The 15,202-nt window shown below is 36.6% G+C and carries 19 protein-coding genes; 12 read left to right on the top strand and 7 right to left on the bottom strand.

The features are described 5' to 3' along the window. Positions 1-278, bottom strand: a 278-nt coding sequence (locus M983_RS17775) for a hypothetical protein (protein WP_210433246.1), incomplete at its 3' end; no start/stop codon positions are given. Between the two features lie 245 nt (positions 279-523). Here M983_RS17775 and rsmE point away from each other — a divergent pair. The 4 genes from rsmE to ruvX all read left to right on the top strand — a co-directional run bounded on the left by rsmE (position 524) and on the right by ruvX (position 3,315). After that, positions 524-1,255, top strand: a complete 732-nt coding sequence (gene rsmE, locus M983_RS12515; RefSeq protein WP_066751375.1) for a 16S rRNA (uracil(1498)-N(3))-methyltransferase — start codon at positions 524-526, stop codon at positions 1,253-1,255. Between the two features lie 10 nt (positions 1,256-1,265). After that, positions 1,266-2,222, top strand: coding sequence for a glutathione synthase (gshB, locus tag M983_RS12510; RefSeq protein ID WP_066751372.1), 957 nt, complete (start codon positions 1,266-1,268; stop codon positions 2,220-2,222). A 110-nt stretch (positions 2,223-2,332) separates the two neighbouring features. After that, positions 2,333-2,896 carry a YqgE/AlgH family protein gene (locus M983_RS12505; RefSeq protein WP_066751369.1) on the top strand — a complete coding sequence of 188 codons (564 nt, stop codon included), beginning with the start codon at positions 2,333-2,335 and terminating at the stop codon, positions 2,894-2,896. Then, a complete protein-coding gene (ruvX, locus tag M983_RS12500) occupies positions 2,896-3,315 on the top strand; it encodes a Holliday junction resolvase RuvX (protein ID WP_066751361.1) in 420 nt (139 codons plus the stop codon). Before M983_RS12505 ends, ruvX begins: the two co-directional genes overlap by 1 nt. Before the next feature lie 83 nt (positions 3,316-3,398). Here ruvX and M983_RS12495 read toward each other — a convergent pair whose 3' ends face one another. Continuing rightward, a complete protein-coding gene (locus M983_RS12495) occupies positions 3,399-4,400 on the bottom strand; it encodes a type IV pilus twitching motility protein PilT (RefSeq protein ID WP_066751358.1) in 1,002 nt (333 codons plus the stop codon). 21 nt (positions 4,401-4,421) lie between these two features. On the opposite strand from M983_RS12495, the gene M983_RS12490 reads away from it, so the two are divergent. Genes M983_RS12490 through hemW form a run of 5 tightly spaced genes read left to right on the top strand, consistent with a single transcriptional unit; the run spans position 4,422 to position 8,255 of the window. Continuing rightward, complete coding sequence (locus tag M983_RS12490) at positions 4,422-5,123, top strand: YggS family pyridoxal phosphate-dependent enzyme (RefSeq protein WP_066751353.1); 702 nt, start codon at positions 4,422-4,424, stop codon at positions 5,121-5,123. A gap of 11 nt (positions 5,124-5,134) precedes the next feature. Next, the gene (gene proC / locus M983_RS12485) at positions 5,135-5,953 is read left to right on the top strand and encodes a pyrroline-5-carboxylate reductase (protein WP_066751350.1); all 819 of its coding nucleotides are present in this window, start codon (positions 5,135-5,137) and stop codon (positions 5,951-5,953) included. An 18-nt stretch (positions 5,954-5,971) separates the two neighbouring features. Further along, complete coding sequence (locus M983_RS12480) at positions 5,972-6,529, top strand: YggT family protein (RefSeq protein ID WP_066751347.1); 558 nt, start codon at positions 5,972-5,974, stop codon at positions 6,527-6,529. Positions 6,530-6,538: 9 nt separating this feature from the next. Further along, complete coding sequence (locus tag M983_RS12475; protein WP_066751344.1) at positions 6,539-7,132, top strand: XTP/dITP diphosphatase; 594 nt, start codon at positions 6,539-6,541, stop codon at positions 7,130-7,132. Further along, positions 7,125-8,255 (top strand): radical SAM family heme chaperone HemW, encoded by a 1,131-nt coding sequence (gene hemW, locus M983_RS12470; protein ID WP_066751341.1) that lies wholly within the window; start codon positions 7,125-7,127, stop codon positions 8,253-8,255. Before M983_RS12475 ends, hemW begins: the two co-directional genes overlap by 8 nt. A 91-nt stretch (positions 8,256-8,346) precedes the next feature. Here hemW and M983_RS12465 read toward each other — a convergent pair whose 3' ends face one another. The 5 genes from M983_RS12465 to trmB all read right to left on the bottom strand — a co-directional run bounded on the left by M983_RS12465 (position 8,347) and on the right by trmB (position 12,300). Then, entirely contained in the window at positions 8,347-9,297 is a 951-nt protein-coding gene (locus M983_RS12465) for a siderophore ABC transporter substrate-binding protein (protein ID WP_066751339.1), read from the bottom strand. 167 nt (positions 9,298-9,464) lie between these two features. Continuing rightward, positions 9,465-10,202: a DUF2884 family protein gene (locus tag M983_RS12460; RefSeq protein WP_066751337.1), complete on the bottom strand. Its 738-nt coding sequence runs from the start codon at positions 10,200-10,202 to the stop codon at positions 9,465-9,467. Positions 10,203-10,252: 50 nt separating this feature from the next. Next, complete coding sequence (glsB, locus tag M983_RS12455) at positions 10,253-11,179, bottom strand: glutaminase B (RefSeq protein ID WP_066751335.1); 927 nt, start codon at positions 11,177-11,179, stop codon at positions 10,253-10,255. A gap of 72 nt (positions 11,180-11,251) precedes the next feature. Next, positions 11,252-11,581: a YggL family protein gene (locus M983_RS12450; protein WP_066751334.1), complete on the bottom strand. Its 330-nt coding sequence runs from the start codon at positions 11,579-11,581 to the stop codon at positions 11,252-11,254. Continuing rightward, the gene (gene trmB, locus M983_RS12445; RefSeq protein ID WP_066751332.1) at positions 11,581-12,300 is read right to left on the bottom strand and encodes a tRNA (guanosine(46)-N7)-methyltransferase TrmB; all 720 of its coding nucleotides are present in this window, start codon (positions 12,298-12,300) and stop codon (positions 11,581-11,583) included. The genes M983_RS12450 and trmB overlap by 1 nt, the downstream gene beginning before the upstream one ends. Positions 12,301-12,516: 216 nt before the next feature. On the opposite strand from trmB, the gene mutY reads away from it, so the two are divergent. The 3 genes from mutY (at position 12,517) to mltC (ending at position 14,993) form a co-directional block, all read left to right on the top strand. Continuing rightward, positions 12,517-13,557, top strand: a complete 1,041-nt coding sequence (gene mutY, locus M983_RS12440) for an A/G-specific adenine glycosylase (protein WP_066751329.1) — start codon at positions 12,517-12,519, stop codon at positions 13,555-13,557. Positions 13,558-13,586: 29 nt separating this feature from the next. Continuing rightward, a complete protein-coding gene (locus M983_RS12435; RefSeq protein ID WP_066751326.1) occupies positions 13,587-13,859 on the top strand; it encodes an oxidative damage protection protein in 273 nt (90 codons plus the stop codon). Positions 13,860-13,922: 63 nt separating this feature from the next. Beyond that, complete coding sequence (gene mltC / locus M983_RS12430) at positions 13,923-14,993, top strand: membrane-bound lytic murein transglycosylase MltC (protein ID WP_066751378.1); 1,071 nt, start codon at positions 13,923-13,925, stop codon at positions 14,991-14,993. Positions 14,994-15,202 lie beyond the last annotated feature (209 nt).

The following is a 15,202-nucleotide window of genomic DNA, read 5'->3' as shown; positions in this document are numbered from 1 at the left end:
TAAAAACTTAAAATAGCCAAGAGAATAAAAATAAATAATGAAGAGGCTAATATTCCCCAATATAAACAGCAAAATAAGTAACATAACCAGAACTGATAGCGTCGTGATGCTGATAATAATGCTAATATGGGTATCGGAGAGTATGTATATAAAAGACTAAAACAAAAATGTAAGCAATGAATGGGCATTTTACTCAACAATTTTCGCTGTATTTTTACTTCTTGCTGATTTAACGTTGATTTTAACCTCGTATTTAGCATGGTTTTTAGTCTTTTCACTCACTTCTCCTTAGAGACAATTTATCCTTTAATTTGATTATAAATACGCTCTTTTTAAACTGCCTTTTTTCTATAAAATTTACAGTAAAAACATGAACCTTTACGATGAAACTCACAAAAAACTTTACGATAAATTATCAATAAACATAAAGTGATAACTTGCATGCAATAGTGGCATGCGTATGATGCATATCACATATTTTATTTATCACGATTAACTATCTTATACGTAAGGGTTTCACGTTATGCGTATTCCTCGCATTTATCATTCACAACCGCTTATAGCTGGTACTCAAATTTCGTTAGAAGATGAAGCATCCAATCACGTTGGTCGTGTATTAAGAATGTCAAAAGGGCAAAAAATTGCTCTTTTTGATGGTTCTAATCAAGTTTTTGATGCTGATATTGTCGAAAGCACTAAAAAAACAGTTATTGTGCAAGTGAATGAAGGACAAGTAGATGACAAAAACTCACCTCTTGATCTTCATTTAGGCCAAGTGCTTTCTCGTGGTGAAAAAATGGAGTTCACTATTCAAAAATCAGTAGAATTAGGCGTAAATACAATTACCCCACTGATCTCTGAACGCTGTGGTGTTAAACTTGATGCCAACCGTCTAGAAAAAAAATATCAACAATGGCAAAAAATTATTATCTCAGCTTGTGAGCAATGTGGGCGTAATACAATCCCACAATTGATGCCCGTGATATCACTAGAAGAATGGTGTGCTCAACCAGATGATAGTTTAAAACTTAATTTACATCCTAGAGCAACACAAAGCATCAATACGTTACCTTTACCTGTCAAAAAAGTACGTTTATTGATTGGTCCTGAAGGAGGGCTTTCTCCTAACGAAATCGCTATGACAGCAGAACATCATTTTACTGATATTTTATTAGGTCCTCGTGTATTAAGAACTGAAACCACAGCCCTCACCGCAATCACCGCTTTGCAAGTTCGATTCGGCGATTTGGGATAAAGGAGAAATAATGATTAAATTAGGTATTGTGATGGATCCTATTTCATCCATCAAAATAAAAAAAGACACCAGCTTTGCCATGTTATTAGAAGCTCAACGCCGTGGTTGGGAAATCCATTATATGGAGATGAACGATCTTTACTTGCAACAAGGTCAAGCTCGTGCACATACACGTAAACTCAACGTTGAAGAAAACCCTGAAAAATGGTTTGAGTTTGGCCAAGAGCAAGATATAGAATTAAGCTCCCTTGATACCATTTTAATGCGTAAAGATCCGCCTTTTGATACTGAATTTATCTATGCAACGTATATTCTTGAGCGTGCTGAAGATGAAGGAACCTTAATTGTCAATAAACCACAAAGTTTACGTGATTGTAATGAAAAGCTCTTCACTGCGTGGTTTTCCTCATTAACACCAGATACATTAGTGACTCGTGAAGCAAAACATTTACGTGCTTTTCACGAAAAACACGGTGATGTTATCTTTAAACCATTAGATGGCATGGGTGGTGCTTCTATTTTCCGTTTGAAAAAAGAAGATCCTAATGTAGGTGTCATCATTGAAACGCTGACAGAACATGGGCATCGTTTCTGTATGGCACAAAATTTCTTACCTGAAATTGTTGATGGTGATAAACGTATTTTAGTTGTTGATGGCGAACCTGTGCCCTATTGTTTAGCACGTATTCCTGCAAAAGGTGAAACTCGTGGTAATTTAGCTGCTGGTGGTCGAGGAGAAGCTCGCCCATTAACAGAAAGCGATTGGGCTATTGCACGTGAAGTCGCACCAACCTTAAAACAAAAAGGCTTAATTTTTGTTGGGCTTGATATTATCGGCGATCGTTTAACTGAAATTAACGTCACAAGCCCTACTTGTGTGCGTGAAATTGAAGCCGCTTTCCCTGATATATCTATTACAGGTATGTTAATGGATGCGATAGAAAATCGCCTGAACAAGAAAAACTAATTTTTAAACACGCGAAGCGAAGGGTTTAAAAGTATTAACCTAGCCCCTATATGAAAAATATCAGTAGGGCTAGGTTTTTTAATAAACAATCAGGGAACAGTATTACTATTATGAATTTACTTAACCATTTTCTTATTGCCATGCCTTCATTAAGCGATCCGCTATTTGAGCGCTCGGTCGTCTATGTTTGCGAACATAATGAAAACGGTGCGATGGGTTTAATTATTAATAAACCTATCGAAGATATCTCTGTTGAAGGCGTACTTGATCAATTAGAAATATTTTCAACGGATAGAGACGAGGCAATTAGCTTACAAAAGCCTGTTATGTCTGGTGGGCCTGTTGCTGAAGAGCACGGTTTTATTCTGCATACACCGGTTTCTGGTTTTAGTTCTAGCATTAAAATTAGTAACAGCACGATGATAACAACATCAAAAGATGTATTAGAAACATTAGGTACAACAAGACAACCAGAGCAAACCTTAGTTTCATTGGGTTATGCAAGTTGGGAAAAAGGTCAATTAGAAAAAGAGATCTTAGAAAATAGCTGGCTAACAGTCGAAGCTACTCCTCAAATTATTTTTGATACTCCCATTGCAGAGCGTTGGCAAAAAGCAGCTGAATTAATCGGTATTGATATTCATACCATTTCACCTATGGCTGGTCATGCATAATGGCAAATAGAACAGTAATGGGTTTTGATTTTGGCACCAAAAGCATAGGCGTTGCGATAGGCCAAGAAATAACCGGTACAGCAAGGCCTCTTGCCTCTTTTAAAGCAAAAGATGGCATTCCTGACTGGTCACAAATCGAAAAAATTATAAAAGAATGGCAACCTGATCTTGTTGTTGTTGGTCTTCCTCTTAATATGGATGGCACAGAGCAGTTTGTAACAACGCAAGCAAAAAAGTTTGCTAACCGCTTACATGGCCGTTTTGGCGTTCAAGTTACTTTACACGATGAACGTTTAAGCACAGTAGAAGCTCGTGCTCATCTTTTTGACCACGGTGGTTATCGTTCATTAGATAAAGGCAGTGTTGATGCCGCATCAGCGGTTATTATTATTGAAAGCTGGTTTGAACAGCAGTATTAATTAAAAACACAGTTATTATGCATAGCCCTCTCTCTAAGATATATCTATTATATAAGGTATAAGACATTACAAAGCATCTTATTCTATTTACTGATTAATCCTTCATGTTGCCGTTGTTGGCGGCTTTGCATGAAGGTTTGCATACCATACTCGCTTCCTGTTTGTATTAATGTGGATACTTGATGGTATTTGCTTTCTCGAATCAAATGAGCAATTCCTTGGGTTACTAACATAATTTCAAATATAGCAATTCTTCCTTTATTAATAGCAGGAATAAGCTCTTGTGAAATAATGGCTCTTAAACTACCTGCTAGCTGAGATGAAACCCATTGTTTTTCATTTGTAGCAAATGTGTTTGTCATTCTTTCCAGTGTTTGTACTGCACCTTTAGTATGTAACGTTGCTAAAACAAGATGGCCTGTTTCAGCGGCTATTAGTGCCATTTCAATACTTTGTCTATCTCTTAACTCACCAAATACTATTACATCAGGATCTTGGCGCAATGCACTTTTTATTGCGTAATCAATACTTTTTACATCACGACCAATTTCACGTTGCTGGATCATGCTCTGCTTATTTTGATGAATAAATTCAATGGGATCTTCAAATGTCAGTATATGTTGTCTCGTATATTGATTGAGATGATTAATCATCGCCGCTAATGTTGACGATTTTCCACTTCCTGTTGTCCCCGTTATTACTATTAGCCCATGAGAGTAATTCTCAAGTAATTCAGAAACAGATTCAGAAATACGTAAAGAAGCTAATGTAGGAATTTGTTGACTAATTATTCTGATAACAGCAGAAATTCCTTTGTATTGGCAAAACAAGTTAACGCGTAATCGTTGCCCATCACATAATGTTATTGCCGTATCAATTTGGCTATTTTCTTCAAATTGTTGCTTTTCAATATCATTTAAAAAAGGGATAAACCAAGCCAGTAGCCTTTCTGATGTGATAGGTTTGCATTGATTTTGTTGATAAAGTATCCCATTTATTCTTAATCGAGGTACTTCACCACAACAAAGATGCAGATCAGAGGCATTATGCTTTACACTGTATGTAATTAAATTTTCCATATTCATTTTATTATCTCCTGAGTTGCCATGAATACTATTAAACAGAATCTCGTCAATGTCAGGTCTCACATTGACTCAGCAGCACATAAATGCGGCCGTTCTCCAGAAGAAATTACATTGCTTGCAGTCAGTAAAACAAAACCTGTGAGCGATATAGAAAAAGCCATTGCCTGTGGGCAAACTGAATTTGGTGAAAATTATGTTCAAGAAGGCGTTGATAAAATCAATTATTTTTCAACAAATTCTTCGCTAATTTGGCACTTTATTGGTCCATTGCAATCAAATAAAACACGCCTAGTCGCTGAAAATTTTGCGTGGTGCCATACCATTGATAGATTGAAAATAGCCAAAAGATTAAGTGAACAACGTCCTGAATCTCTACCTGCACTTAATGTACTAATTCAAATCAATATTAGTGATGAAAACAGTAAATCAGGTATTTTGCTTTCAGAACTTGATGGGTTAGCGGCACAAATTTCAATTTTACCGGGTATTAAATTACGTGGATTAATGGCGATACCCGCACCAGAAAGTGGCTATGAGCAACAAGTACAAGTATTAACTAAGATGGAACAAGCATTTAAAGCGTTACAATCTCAATATCCAGATATCGATACCTTATCTATGGGTATGACAAATGATATGGATGCAGCCATTGCTTGTGGCTCTACATTAGTTCGTATAGGTACGGCTATTTTTGGTGCAAGAGATTACTCCTCCAATAAATAACAGAGGTCAACATGGAACATCGTAATATTGCCTTTATTGGCGCAGGAAATATGGCTCATGCTATTATTGCAGGCCTTGTCACTGGTGGTTATCCTGCTGAAAAAATCACAGTCAGTTCACCGTCAGATACACGTCGTGAGCCACTACAAAAAGAGTTCGGTATTAATAGTACAGATGACAACATAAAAGCCATTGAACAAGCAGATGTCATTGTGCTGGCAGTAAAACCACAAATGATGGAAACTGTTTGCCAGCCATTACAATCCATTGATTTTGAAAATAAACTAGTTCTAACTATCGCCGCAGGTATTCCTGCTAATCGTTATAACGATTATTTAGCGACCAAATTGCAGCTTGTTCGTATTATGCCAAATACGCCTTCTCTTGTTGGAAAAGGGCTAAGTGGTATGTTTGCAGAGTCTACCGTTTCAGTTAAAGATAAACAGTTTTCAGATGACTTAATGAAAAGTGTCGGCATAACTATTTGGGTAGAGAAAGAATCAGCTATCAATGATATTATCGCAGTTGCAGGTAGTGCTCCTGCCTATTTCTTCTTGTTTATGGAATCTATGCAACAAGAAGCTGAACGTTTAGGTTTTTCACCAGATGTTGCTAGAACGATTGTTCAACAAGCTGCCAATGGTTCAACTGCGTTAGCTGAAAAACAAAGTACCTTAGCTTTTTCAACATTACGTGAACAAGTTACCTCAAAAGGTGGAACAACAGCAGCTGCCTTAGCACAATTTTATGAAGGTAAATTACCGGAAAATGTCGCATCTGCAATGCAAGCGGCAATAAGACGTGCACAAGAAATGGAAAAACAATTTTAATTTCATCAGGGCTAACTAATGAATTTTTTAAATTTTGTCATTATGACAGTTATTCAACTCTACACCGCAGTCCTCTTACTCCGTGTATGGATGCAATGTGTTAGAGCTGATTTTTATAATCCTTTTTCACAATTTGTAGTCAAAATTACACAACCTATTATTCGTCCATTAAGAAGTATAATTCCTTCTATTGGTTCTATTGATACGGCATCTGTTTTACTTGCTTATGTATTGATCCTTTTAAGCATAATTGTTCCTTCTTATCTATCAGGAAGTTCAATACCTTATTCTTTAGTGCTCCCTTATGCCTTTATTGAGCTATTAACAACAGCCGGTAAAATTGTATTCTGGCTAATCATTATTAGAGCGATTCTCAGTTGGATAAGCCAAGGTCGTAATCCTATTGATCGCCTGTTATTTGATTTAACAGAGCCGTTAATGTCGCCAATACGTCGTATTATTCCTGCAATGGGTGGATTAGATTTCTCTGCCATGATTGTTCTTCTTATCCTTTATGCGTTGAATTATTTACGTGTAGATATTTTACAGTGGTTATTTAGCGTAACGCTTTACTAAGGAACAAGAATGAAAAAAGTTGTTTTAGCTACCGGTAATCCAGGAAAGGTTAAAGAGTTAGCCTCTTTACTTGCTGATTTCGGATTAGATATCGTCGCACAAACAGAGCTAGGTGTTGATTCTGTTGAAGAAACGGGATTAACTTTTGTAGAAAACGCACTTATTAAAGCGCGCCATGCTGCAAAAGTAACAGGCTTACCTGCAATTGCTGATGATTCTGGTATTTCTGTTGATGCATTAGGTGGTGCACCTGGCATTTATTCTGCTCGTTATGCAGGACTTGACGCGAATGATCAGCTAAATTTAGAGAAATTACTTGATGCAATGAAAGATATTCCTGACGAAAAACGCCAAGCACAATTTAACTGTGTTCTCGTTTATATGCGTCATGAAAATGATCCCACTCCACTTATTTTTCACGGCATTTGGCATGGCGTATTAACACATAAAATGCATGGTGAAGGTGGATTTGGTTATGATCCTATCTTTTTTGTCCCTGAATTAAATTGTACTGCGGCACAATTAACTCGAGAGCAAAAAAATCAATATTCCCATCGTGGTAAAGCGCTTAAATTAATGTTGGATGCACTTAAGAATGCTTAAGTTGCCACCATTAAGCTTGTATATCCATATTCCTTGGTGTGTACAAAAATGTCCTTATTGTGATTTCAATTCACATACATTAAAGGGCGAAGTACCACATAAGGAATATGTACAACATTTACTCAATGATTTAGATGATGACCTTATTCACGTTGGCTCCCGTGAAGTGCAAACTATCTTTATTGGTGGTGGAACACCAAGTTTATTAAGCGCAGAGTCAATGGCAGATTTGCTTTATGGCGTGAAAGAACGCATTGCAGTCAGGCATGATGCAGAGATAACCATGGAGGCTAATCCTGGTACTGTTGAAGCAGAACGCTTCTCAGGCTTTCAACGAGCGGGTGTAAATCGTATTTCAATCGGTGTACAAAGCTTTGGCAATGATAAGCTTATTCGTTTAGGCCGTATTCATGATGCTGATGAGGCAAAAAAAGCTGCTCAATTAGCAAGAGAATTGGGCTTACGTAGCTTTAATTTAGATTTAATGCATGGATTACCTGACCAATCATTACCACAAGCTCTTTCAGATTTACAGCAAGCTATTGAGTTATCGCCACCACATCTTTCTTGGTATCAATTAACGATTGAGCCTAATACACAATTTGGATCTCGACCGCCTAAATTACCGGATGATGATATGTTGTGGGATATTTTTTCACAAGGCGATAAGTTGCTCACAGCAGCAGGATATCAGCAATATGAAACATCGGCTTATTGCAAACCTGGATATCAATGCCAGCATAATCTTAATTACTGGCGCTTTGGTGATTATTTAGGTATTGGTTGTGGTGCGCACGGTAAAATAAGTTTTACTGATGGACGCATTATGCGAACAGTGAAAACAAAGCATCCAAAAGGTTTTATGGAAGGCCGTTATCTTCATCAACAAAGTTTTGTTGATAATGATGACCGTCCATTTGAATTTTTTATGAACCGTTTTCGCTTATTAGAGGCATTTCCACGGCAAGATTTCAGTGATTATACTGGTCTTCCTGAAAATATTATCCGACATCAAATTGATGAAGCATTGGCATTAAAGTATATCAGTGAAACACCAACACATTGGCAAATAACGCCTCATGGTAAACTCTTTTTAAATTCGCTACTTGAGTTATTTTTATAATAACTACTATTGCTACTACCCAATAAAAAAATGCCCAAATTGAATCAACAGTTTGGGCATTTCTTATTAGGCAATTTAGGCAATAGTCATCTTAAAGCGTGTTTTCTACTGCTTTAATTTGCTCAACCATGCTCTCTAATCCACCACCAGAGAGATACCAAAGATCAGCTTTTAAATAAACAATATCGCCGTTTTTATACGCAGATGTTGATTTGATTTCTTCGGTTTCAAACTTCTCTTTTTCTAATTTATCCGCGCCAATTGCCTCACTTCGATCAACAATTAAAATCACATCAGGATTGGCTTTTGCTATCATTTCAGGGGTAACAATACGACGTTTGCCTTTTTCTTCTTCAGCAACTGGCGGTAATTCAGCTTTTTTCACTTTAACAACATCGTAAACAACACTTTGGTTGTTTGGCATTAAATTACCCGCATTATGCATTAGTACTAATACTTTTTTATCTGATTCAGCCGCTTTTTTCTGAGCTTGTTCAATTACGGTATTTAATTGAGCTAATTGTTGTTCAGCGTCTTTTTCTTTATTAAACAGCTTACCCATTAATTTGGTATTCGCTTCTACTGAATTGAGATAATTAGCGCTATTTGTGCTTAGACTAATTGTCGGTGCAATTTTAGTTAACTCATCATAAGAAGCACCTTGACGACCTGTAATAATAATAATATCTGGTTTTAACTCAGCTAATTTTGCTAAATCAGGTGATTTCATACCACCTACATTAGCAACATCCTTAGCAATACTTCCTTTGATATAATCAGGCGCATTACCTAAAGGTAAACCAACAACTCTATCTGATAATCCTAATTTATCTAACGTGTCATACAAGCCAAAATCAAAAAGTACCACTTTTGATGGATTATTAGGGACAACGGTTTCACCTAATGCATGTTTAATGGTGACTTTGTCATTTTGCTGACTAATAATTTGATTAGGATGATATTCAGCTGGGGTTTTACTCAATGCAGAAAAACTGGTTACTGAAAGAATAGATGCAATAACTAATGGAAGGATCTTTTTCATTAACTTAGCCCTGTTTAAGTGAAAGTCTCAAACAGGGCATTCTAAACAGCTCACCTTACAAGTCAATTAAATAAGAATGATTTTCATTGTTATTTCCAATTATTGTGAATTAACAATAGATAAATCTTATTAATAATAAGGTTAATCTGGCTATATAACCCGAAGTTCTATTTTTTCAGCGAATTAATTAATTCTATTCTCTGATTTTCCATTTGTGTTATTTTACCGCAAGCTTGTTGTCCAAATTGATTAAATGCCGTTTCTTGTTGTTTCCACTCTTTTTGTATCGTTTCTTGGAAACCATCAAGATTATCAAATAAACCACTTAATGCTTTTTTTCTATCACCATTGGCTGCTGCTAAAAGCTGTTTTTGACCTAATTCATTAATACTATCTTGCAACATACCACCAAGGCTGCTTTCAATTAATTCACGTCCCTTTACTTCAACTTGCTTAATTGCCTGAGAATTAAAGGTTATATTATTAGGCTTAACACTGATAACACTATCCATTTGTTGATTAAGTCCCTTCTCTAAGTTTTGTAAACGAGTAAGAAGATGACTATCTTTTCCAAATGTTTCTATCACAACTTTATCAAGCACTTTACGAGAATCTTGTAATTTAGCCCCTGTTTCTATTCTTAACCAAGGAATATCTTGTCTTACTGTCGCTTGATATTTTTTCGCTAATTCTTGTTGCTGTGGCGTTAGCGTGACACTTTTTTCATCTTTAAGTAGTGTACCATCAGGGTAAATAATCAATAAGCCATTTGAACCTGCAACTTCAACAAAATCAGGTGTGATGCGCAAATCGTCTTTTGGTGTTATTGCACAATTAAAACTTGGTGCTGCAGTGGCTGAACTCGCAATAAAAATAAGTGCGACTGCTATCTTTTTAAAACCCATAATCACTCTCCTACAAACGTGCGAGCATGCTTCGTTTATGATAAATAAAGCTAAAATATCGAACGACCGACTTTATTGGCTAATAATTCGAGTGCAGTACATCCCGCTAATGAATTTCCTGATTTATCTAACTCAGGTGACCAAACAGCGACGGTAAATGCATCAGGAACAACAGCAATAATACCGCCACCAACACCAGATTTGCCTGGAATTCCTATACGAAAAGCAAATTCACCAGCACCATCATACATACCACAAGTTAACATTAACGCATTAATTTGGCGTGTTTGTCTTGGCGTAATAATCTGATTTTTACTACCGATACTCATTCCTTGATTAGCGAGATAACTAAAACAGCGAACAAGTTCAATACAACTCATTTCAATTGAGCAATAGTGAAAATAGTTATCAAGAACCGTAATAACATCATTATCGAAGTTATTAAAAGATTTCATTAAATAAGCAATCGAGGCATTACGACTAAGATGTTCCATTTCTGATTTAGCAACAACAGTGTTATAGCAAATATCAGGTGTTTCTGTAAGTAAACGAATAAACTCTAGCATTCGCTGTTTAGGTGCACTTAATCTTGATTGCAACATATCGGTAATAACAATTGCACCGGCATTAATAAATGGATTTCGTGGTATTCCTTTTTCAAGCTCTAATTGTATTAATGAATTAAAAGGTAAACCTGATGGCTCTTTACCAACACGCTGCCATATTTCATTTTCTTCATAACGAGTTAATGCCAAAGTCAAACTCAGTACTTTAGAAATAGACTGAATAGAAAAGCGTTTACTGGCAAACCCTGTTTGAAATAACTCACCGTCAACGGTATATACCGCCATTGCTAATTGGTGAGGTTCAACATTAGCAAGTACAGGAATATAATCCGCAACTTTTCCTTGTCCTATAAGCGGTTTAATTTGTTGCAAAATATCTGACAGTAATTCGTTAGATAACGTTGTAGTCACAGCCTCTTCCCCAGACGGACAAGGGCATCCTTTGGATGCCCTTTATTATTATTTGCTAAATTAAGTCTTATATCAGTCCCACCAAACATCAAATAATTCTGATGTTTGTACATCCTGCATTTTTTTCTCTTTTAAGAAATTTTCAATTAATTGGCGATGTTCTTCTGTACATTTACCAATTTTTTGTAAGCAAATTAGACCTTCCCAACTCAGATATCCACTCGCATCAAATGCTAGCCCATTAGGCTCAATGACATCGAGGATCAATTCATCAACAAAACGATCCACTTCGTCAATAGGGGTATTTTCTGGGAAACTCCATTTAACTGAAAAACCTAATTCCTGAAATTCATCGATACGTAATTTTTTACGTAAACGGCGACTACGTTGCTGTTTAGCCATTATTTTACCCTCTTAAACATAAGATCCCATACACCATGCCCTAATCGATGACCGCGTTTTTCAAACTTAGTCACAGGGCGGGTTTCAGGTCGTGGTACAAAATCGTGAGTTTTTGACAAATTATGATAACTATCAACACTTGTCATTACTTCAAGCATATGTTGCGCATATGGCTCCCAATCTGTCGCCATATGGAAAACACCGCCTATTGTTAATTTCTTTAAAATTAATTCTGCAAATGGTACTTGAACAATTCGGCGCTTATTATGTCGAGCTTTATGCCATGGATCAGGAAAAAATAACTGAACCATGCTTAAACTATTATCAGGGATCATATGATTGAGTACTTCAATCGCATCATGGCACATGACCCTTAAATTAGTAGCGTTCTCTTCTTGCGCACTCGCAAGACATGCCCCGACTCCTGGTGCATGCACTTCAATACCAAAATAATTATTTTCAGGCGAATTTTTTGCCATCGTCACAAGTGAAGTACCCATGCCGAAACCAATTTCTAAAACAACTGGCGCTTCGCGTCCAAAAATCTGACTGAAATCGATAAGTTCCGGTTGATATTCAATTCCCAAAATAGGCCATTGCGTTTCTAAAGCTTGTTCCTGACGAGGAGTTAATCGCCCTTGACGACGAACAAAACTACGCACGCGTCTTAAAGCGCGCCCCTCTTCATTGAATTCCGGTGAAATTACATTCTTGATCATGTCTAAATTCTATCAGTCGTTAGGCCAATTATTTACATAAACCGTTATAATATCGCTATGATATAAACTCTAGCGACATTATCCAAAGACGCTAAGTTTAGCAAGAGTCACCCTTATAAGCATCACCCAATAAGATAAATATTGAGAGCGTTTACAGTTTATTCTCTCTATGATGCAATCTTGTCCTTAATAGAATATGAGTTTATAAAATAAAACATGATGGAAGCACTGCAATTTTCGCAAGCTGTACTGGGCTGGTATCACAAATACGGTCGTAAAACACTACCTTGGCAACAAGAAAAAACGCCTTACCACGTTTGGCTTTCAGAGGTGATGCTACAACAAACGCAAGTGGCAACGGTTATTCCGTATTTTGAGCGTTTTATTACACATTTTCCTGATGTGCAAGCGCTTGCAAATGCACCGCTTGATGAAGTTCTTCATTTATGGACAGGCCTTGGTTATTACGCAAGAGCAAGAAATTTGCATAAAGCGGCACAACACATTGTAGATAAACACCAAGGCCACTTTCCTGATACCTTTGAGGACGTTTGTGCCTTGCCTGGTGTGGGCCGTTCTACTGCTGGTGCTATTTTATCACTATCACTCAAAAAACATTATCCTATTCTTGATGGCAATGTAAAAAGAGTATTAGCACGTTGCTATGCCGTTGAAGGCTGGCCTGGTAAAAAAGAAGTCGAAAATAAATTGTGGGAAATCAGCGAAAAAGTCACTCCAGCTGAAGATGTTGAATATTTTAATCAAGCAATGATGGATTTAGGAGCCATAGTTTGTACTAGAAGCAAACCTAAATGTGAACTATGTCCATTAAATAGTGGTTGTATCGCTTATGCCCAAGGTTCTTGGAGTGACTATCCTGGGAAAAAACCTAAAAAGACTATACCAGAAAAAACAACTTATTTTCTTATTTTACAATATGATAATCTTGTGTGGTTAGATAAGAGGCCACCATCAGGAATATGGGGGGGATTGTTTTCTTTCCCTCAATTTGAAACAAAAATGCTTTTAGAACAATGGTTAACTGAGCATGGCCTGAATAAAAATGAAACTGAACAATTAATTTCATTTAGGCATACTTTTAGTCATTTTCATTTAGATATTGTGCCAATTTGTGTAAAACTCTCAACGTTTTCCTCTATGATGGAGGAGCAAAAAGGACTTTGGTATAACTTACAGTCACCTGCGAGCATTGGACTTGCAGCACCTGTAGAGAATTTACTTAGACAATTAGCCTAAGCTAATGCCTGCGATACTGAGGATTTATTATGAGCAGAACTATTTTTTGTACTTTTCTCAATCAAGAAGCTGATGGACTTGACTTTCAACTCTATCCTGGTGAACTTGGCAAACGCATTTTCAATGAAATATCAAAAGAGGCATGGGCACAATGGATGAGCAAACAAACCATGCTTATCAACGAGAAAAAACTCAATACAATGAACCCTGATGATAGAAAATTACTAGAACAAGAGATGGTTCGATTTTTATTTGAAGGCCATGATGTCCAAGTTGATGGCTACACACCTCCTGAAAAATAATTCATCTATTTCCAGAGCCATTAAGGCTCTGGTTTTCTATTCACCAGAGCGATGCAATTGACCATGAAAAAAATTCTTTTCTTGCTTATTATCGCCCCCCTACTTATTTCATGTAGTAGTAAGCAATCAAAAACATTTGAACCTGATTACACCAAAGACACCAATGCATTCGATATTCTTATGGGGCAATTTGCCAACAATATTGAAATGATCTGGGGTATGAAAGAAGTATTAATCGCAGGCCCTAAAGATTACGTAAAATATACAGACTCCTACAAAACACGTAGCCATATTAATTTTGATGCAGGAACAATAACAATTGAGACGTTAGGTGGAGACGCACCTCAATATCAATTGCATAAAGCTATTGTAACTACATTATTAATGGGTGAAGATCCTGGCTCTATCGATCTTTATTCTGATGTAAATAATATACCTCACAGTACAGAACCATTCTTATTAGGCCAGGTTGTTGATAACACAGGCCAACCTATTCGCTGGGAATGGCGTGCAAATAAATTTGCAGATTATCTGATTGAGAGCAAATTGAAAAAACGTCAATCAGGCGTTAATACCATCTGGTATGTCACTATTAATCTCGTCCCTAACCACCTTGATCAACGTGCACATAAGTATCTACCATACGTTCAAAAAGCAGCCGCTAAATATGGCGTAGAGACTTCGCTGATTCTTGCAATTATGCAAATTGAGTCAAGTTTTAACCCTTACGCTGTCAGTAGCTCCGATGCGTTAGGCCTAATGCAAATTATGCCAGCAACAGCAGGACGTGATGTATTTAAAATGCAAGGTAAATCAGGACAACCAAGCCGTAGTTATTTATTTGATCCTGCTAATAATATTGATGTAGGTACTGCCTATATTTCTATATTACAAAATAGCTATTTAGGTGATATTAAAGATCCTATCTCACGTCGCTATGCTGTCATACAAGCTTATAATGGTGGTGCTGGTAGTGTATTGCGTGTTTTTCATAATGATAGAAAGAAAGCTGCACTCATGATTAATAAACTGGAAGCTGCCGAGGTTTATACAACGCTACGCAATAAACATCCAGCAGATCAATCACGCCGTTATCTTGAAAAAGTCAGTACAGCACAGCGTAATTATCGCTAATTGCTCATTGTACCAAAAATAAAGCTTATCCAAAGAAATTTGGATAAGCTTTTTATTGACCTAACTATATTCACCTAACTATTTGAGTCCAAGTTTTCTGATAAAAACCAATATTTTTTATAGATATTTTTATCATTTATAGATAAATAAACAAAAATATTGTGTTTTATTAACCGATAAGTTTAAAAAAACAGCAATCAAACAGTTTT

Source organism: Proteus myxofaciens ATCC 19692 (genome assembly GCF_001654855.1).
GTDB lineage: Bacteria > Pseudomonadota > Gammaproteobacteria > Enterobacterales > Enterobacteriaceae > Proteus > Proteus myxofaciens.
The sequence above is the reverse complement of the archived record's forward strand: the minus strand, read 5'-3'. Positions and strand labels throughout refer to the sequence as shown.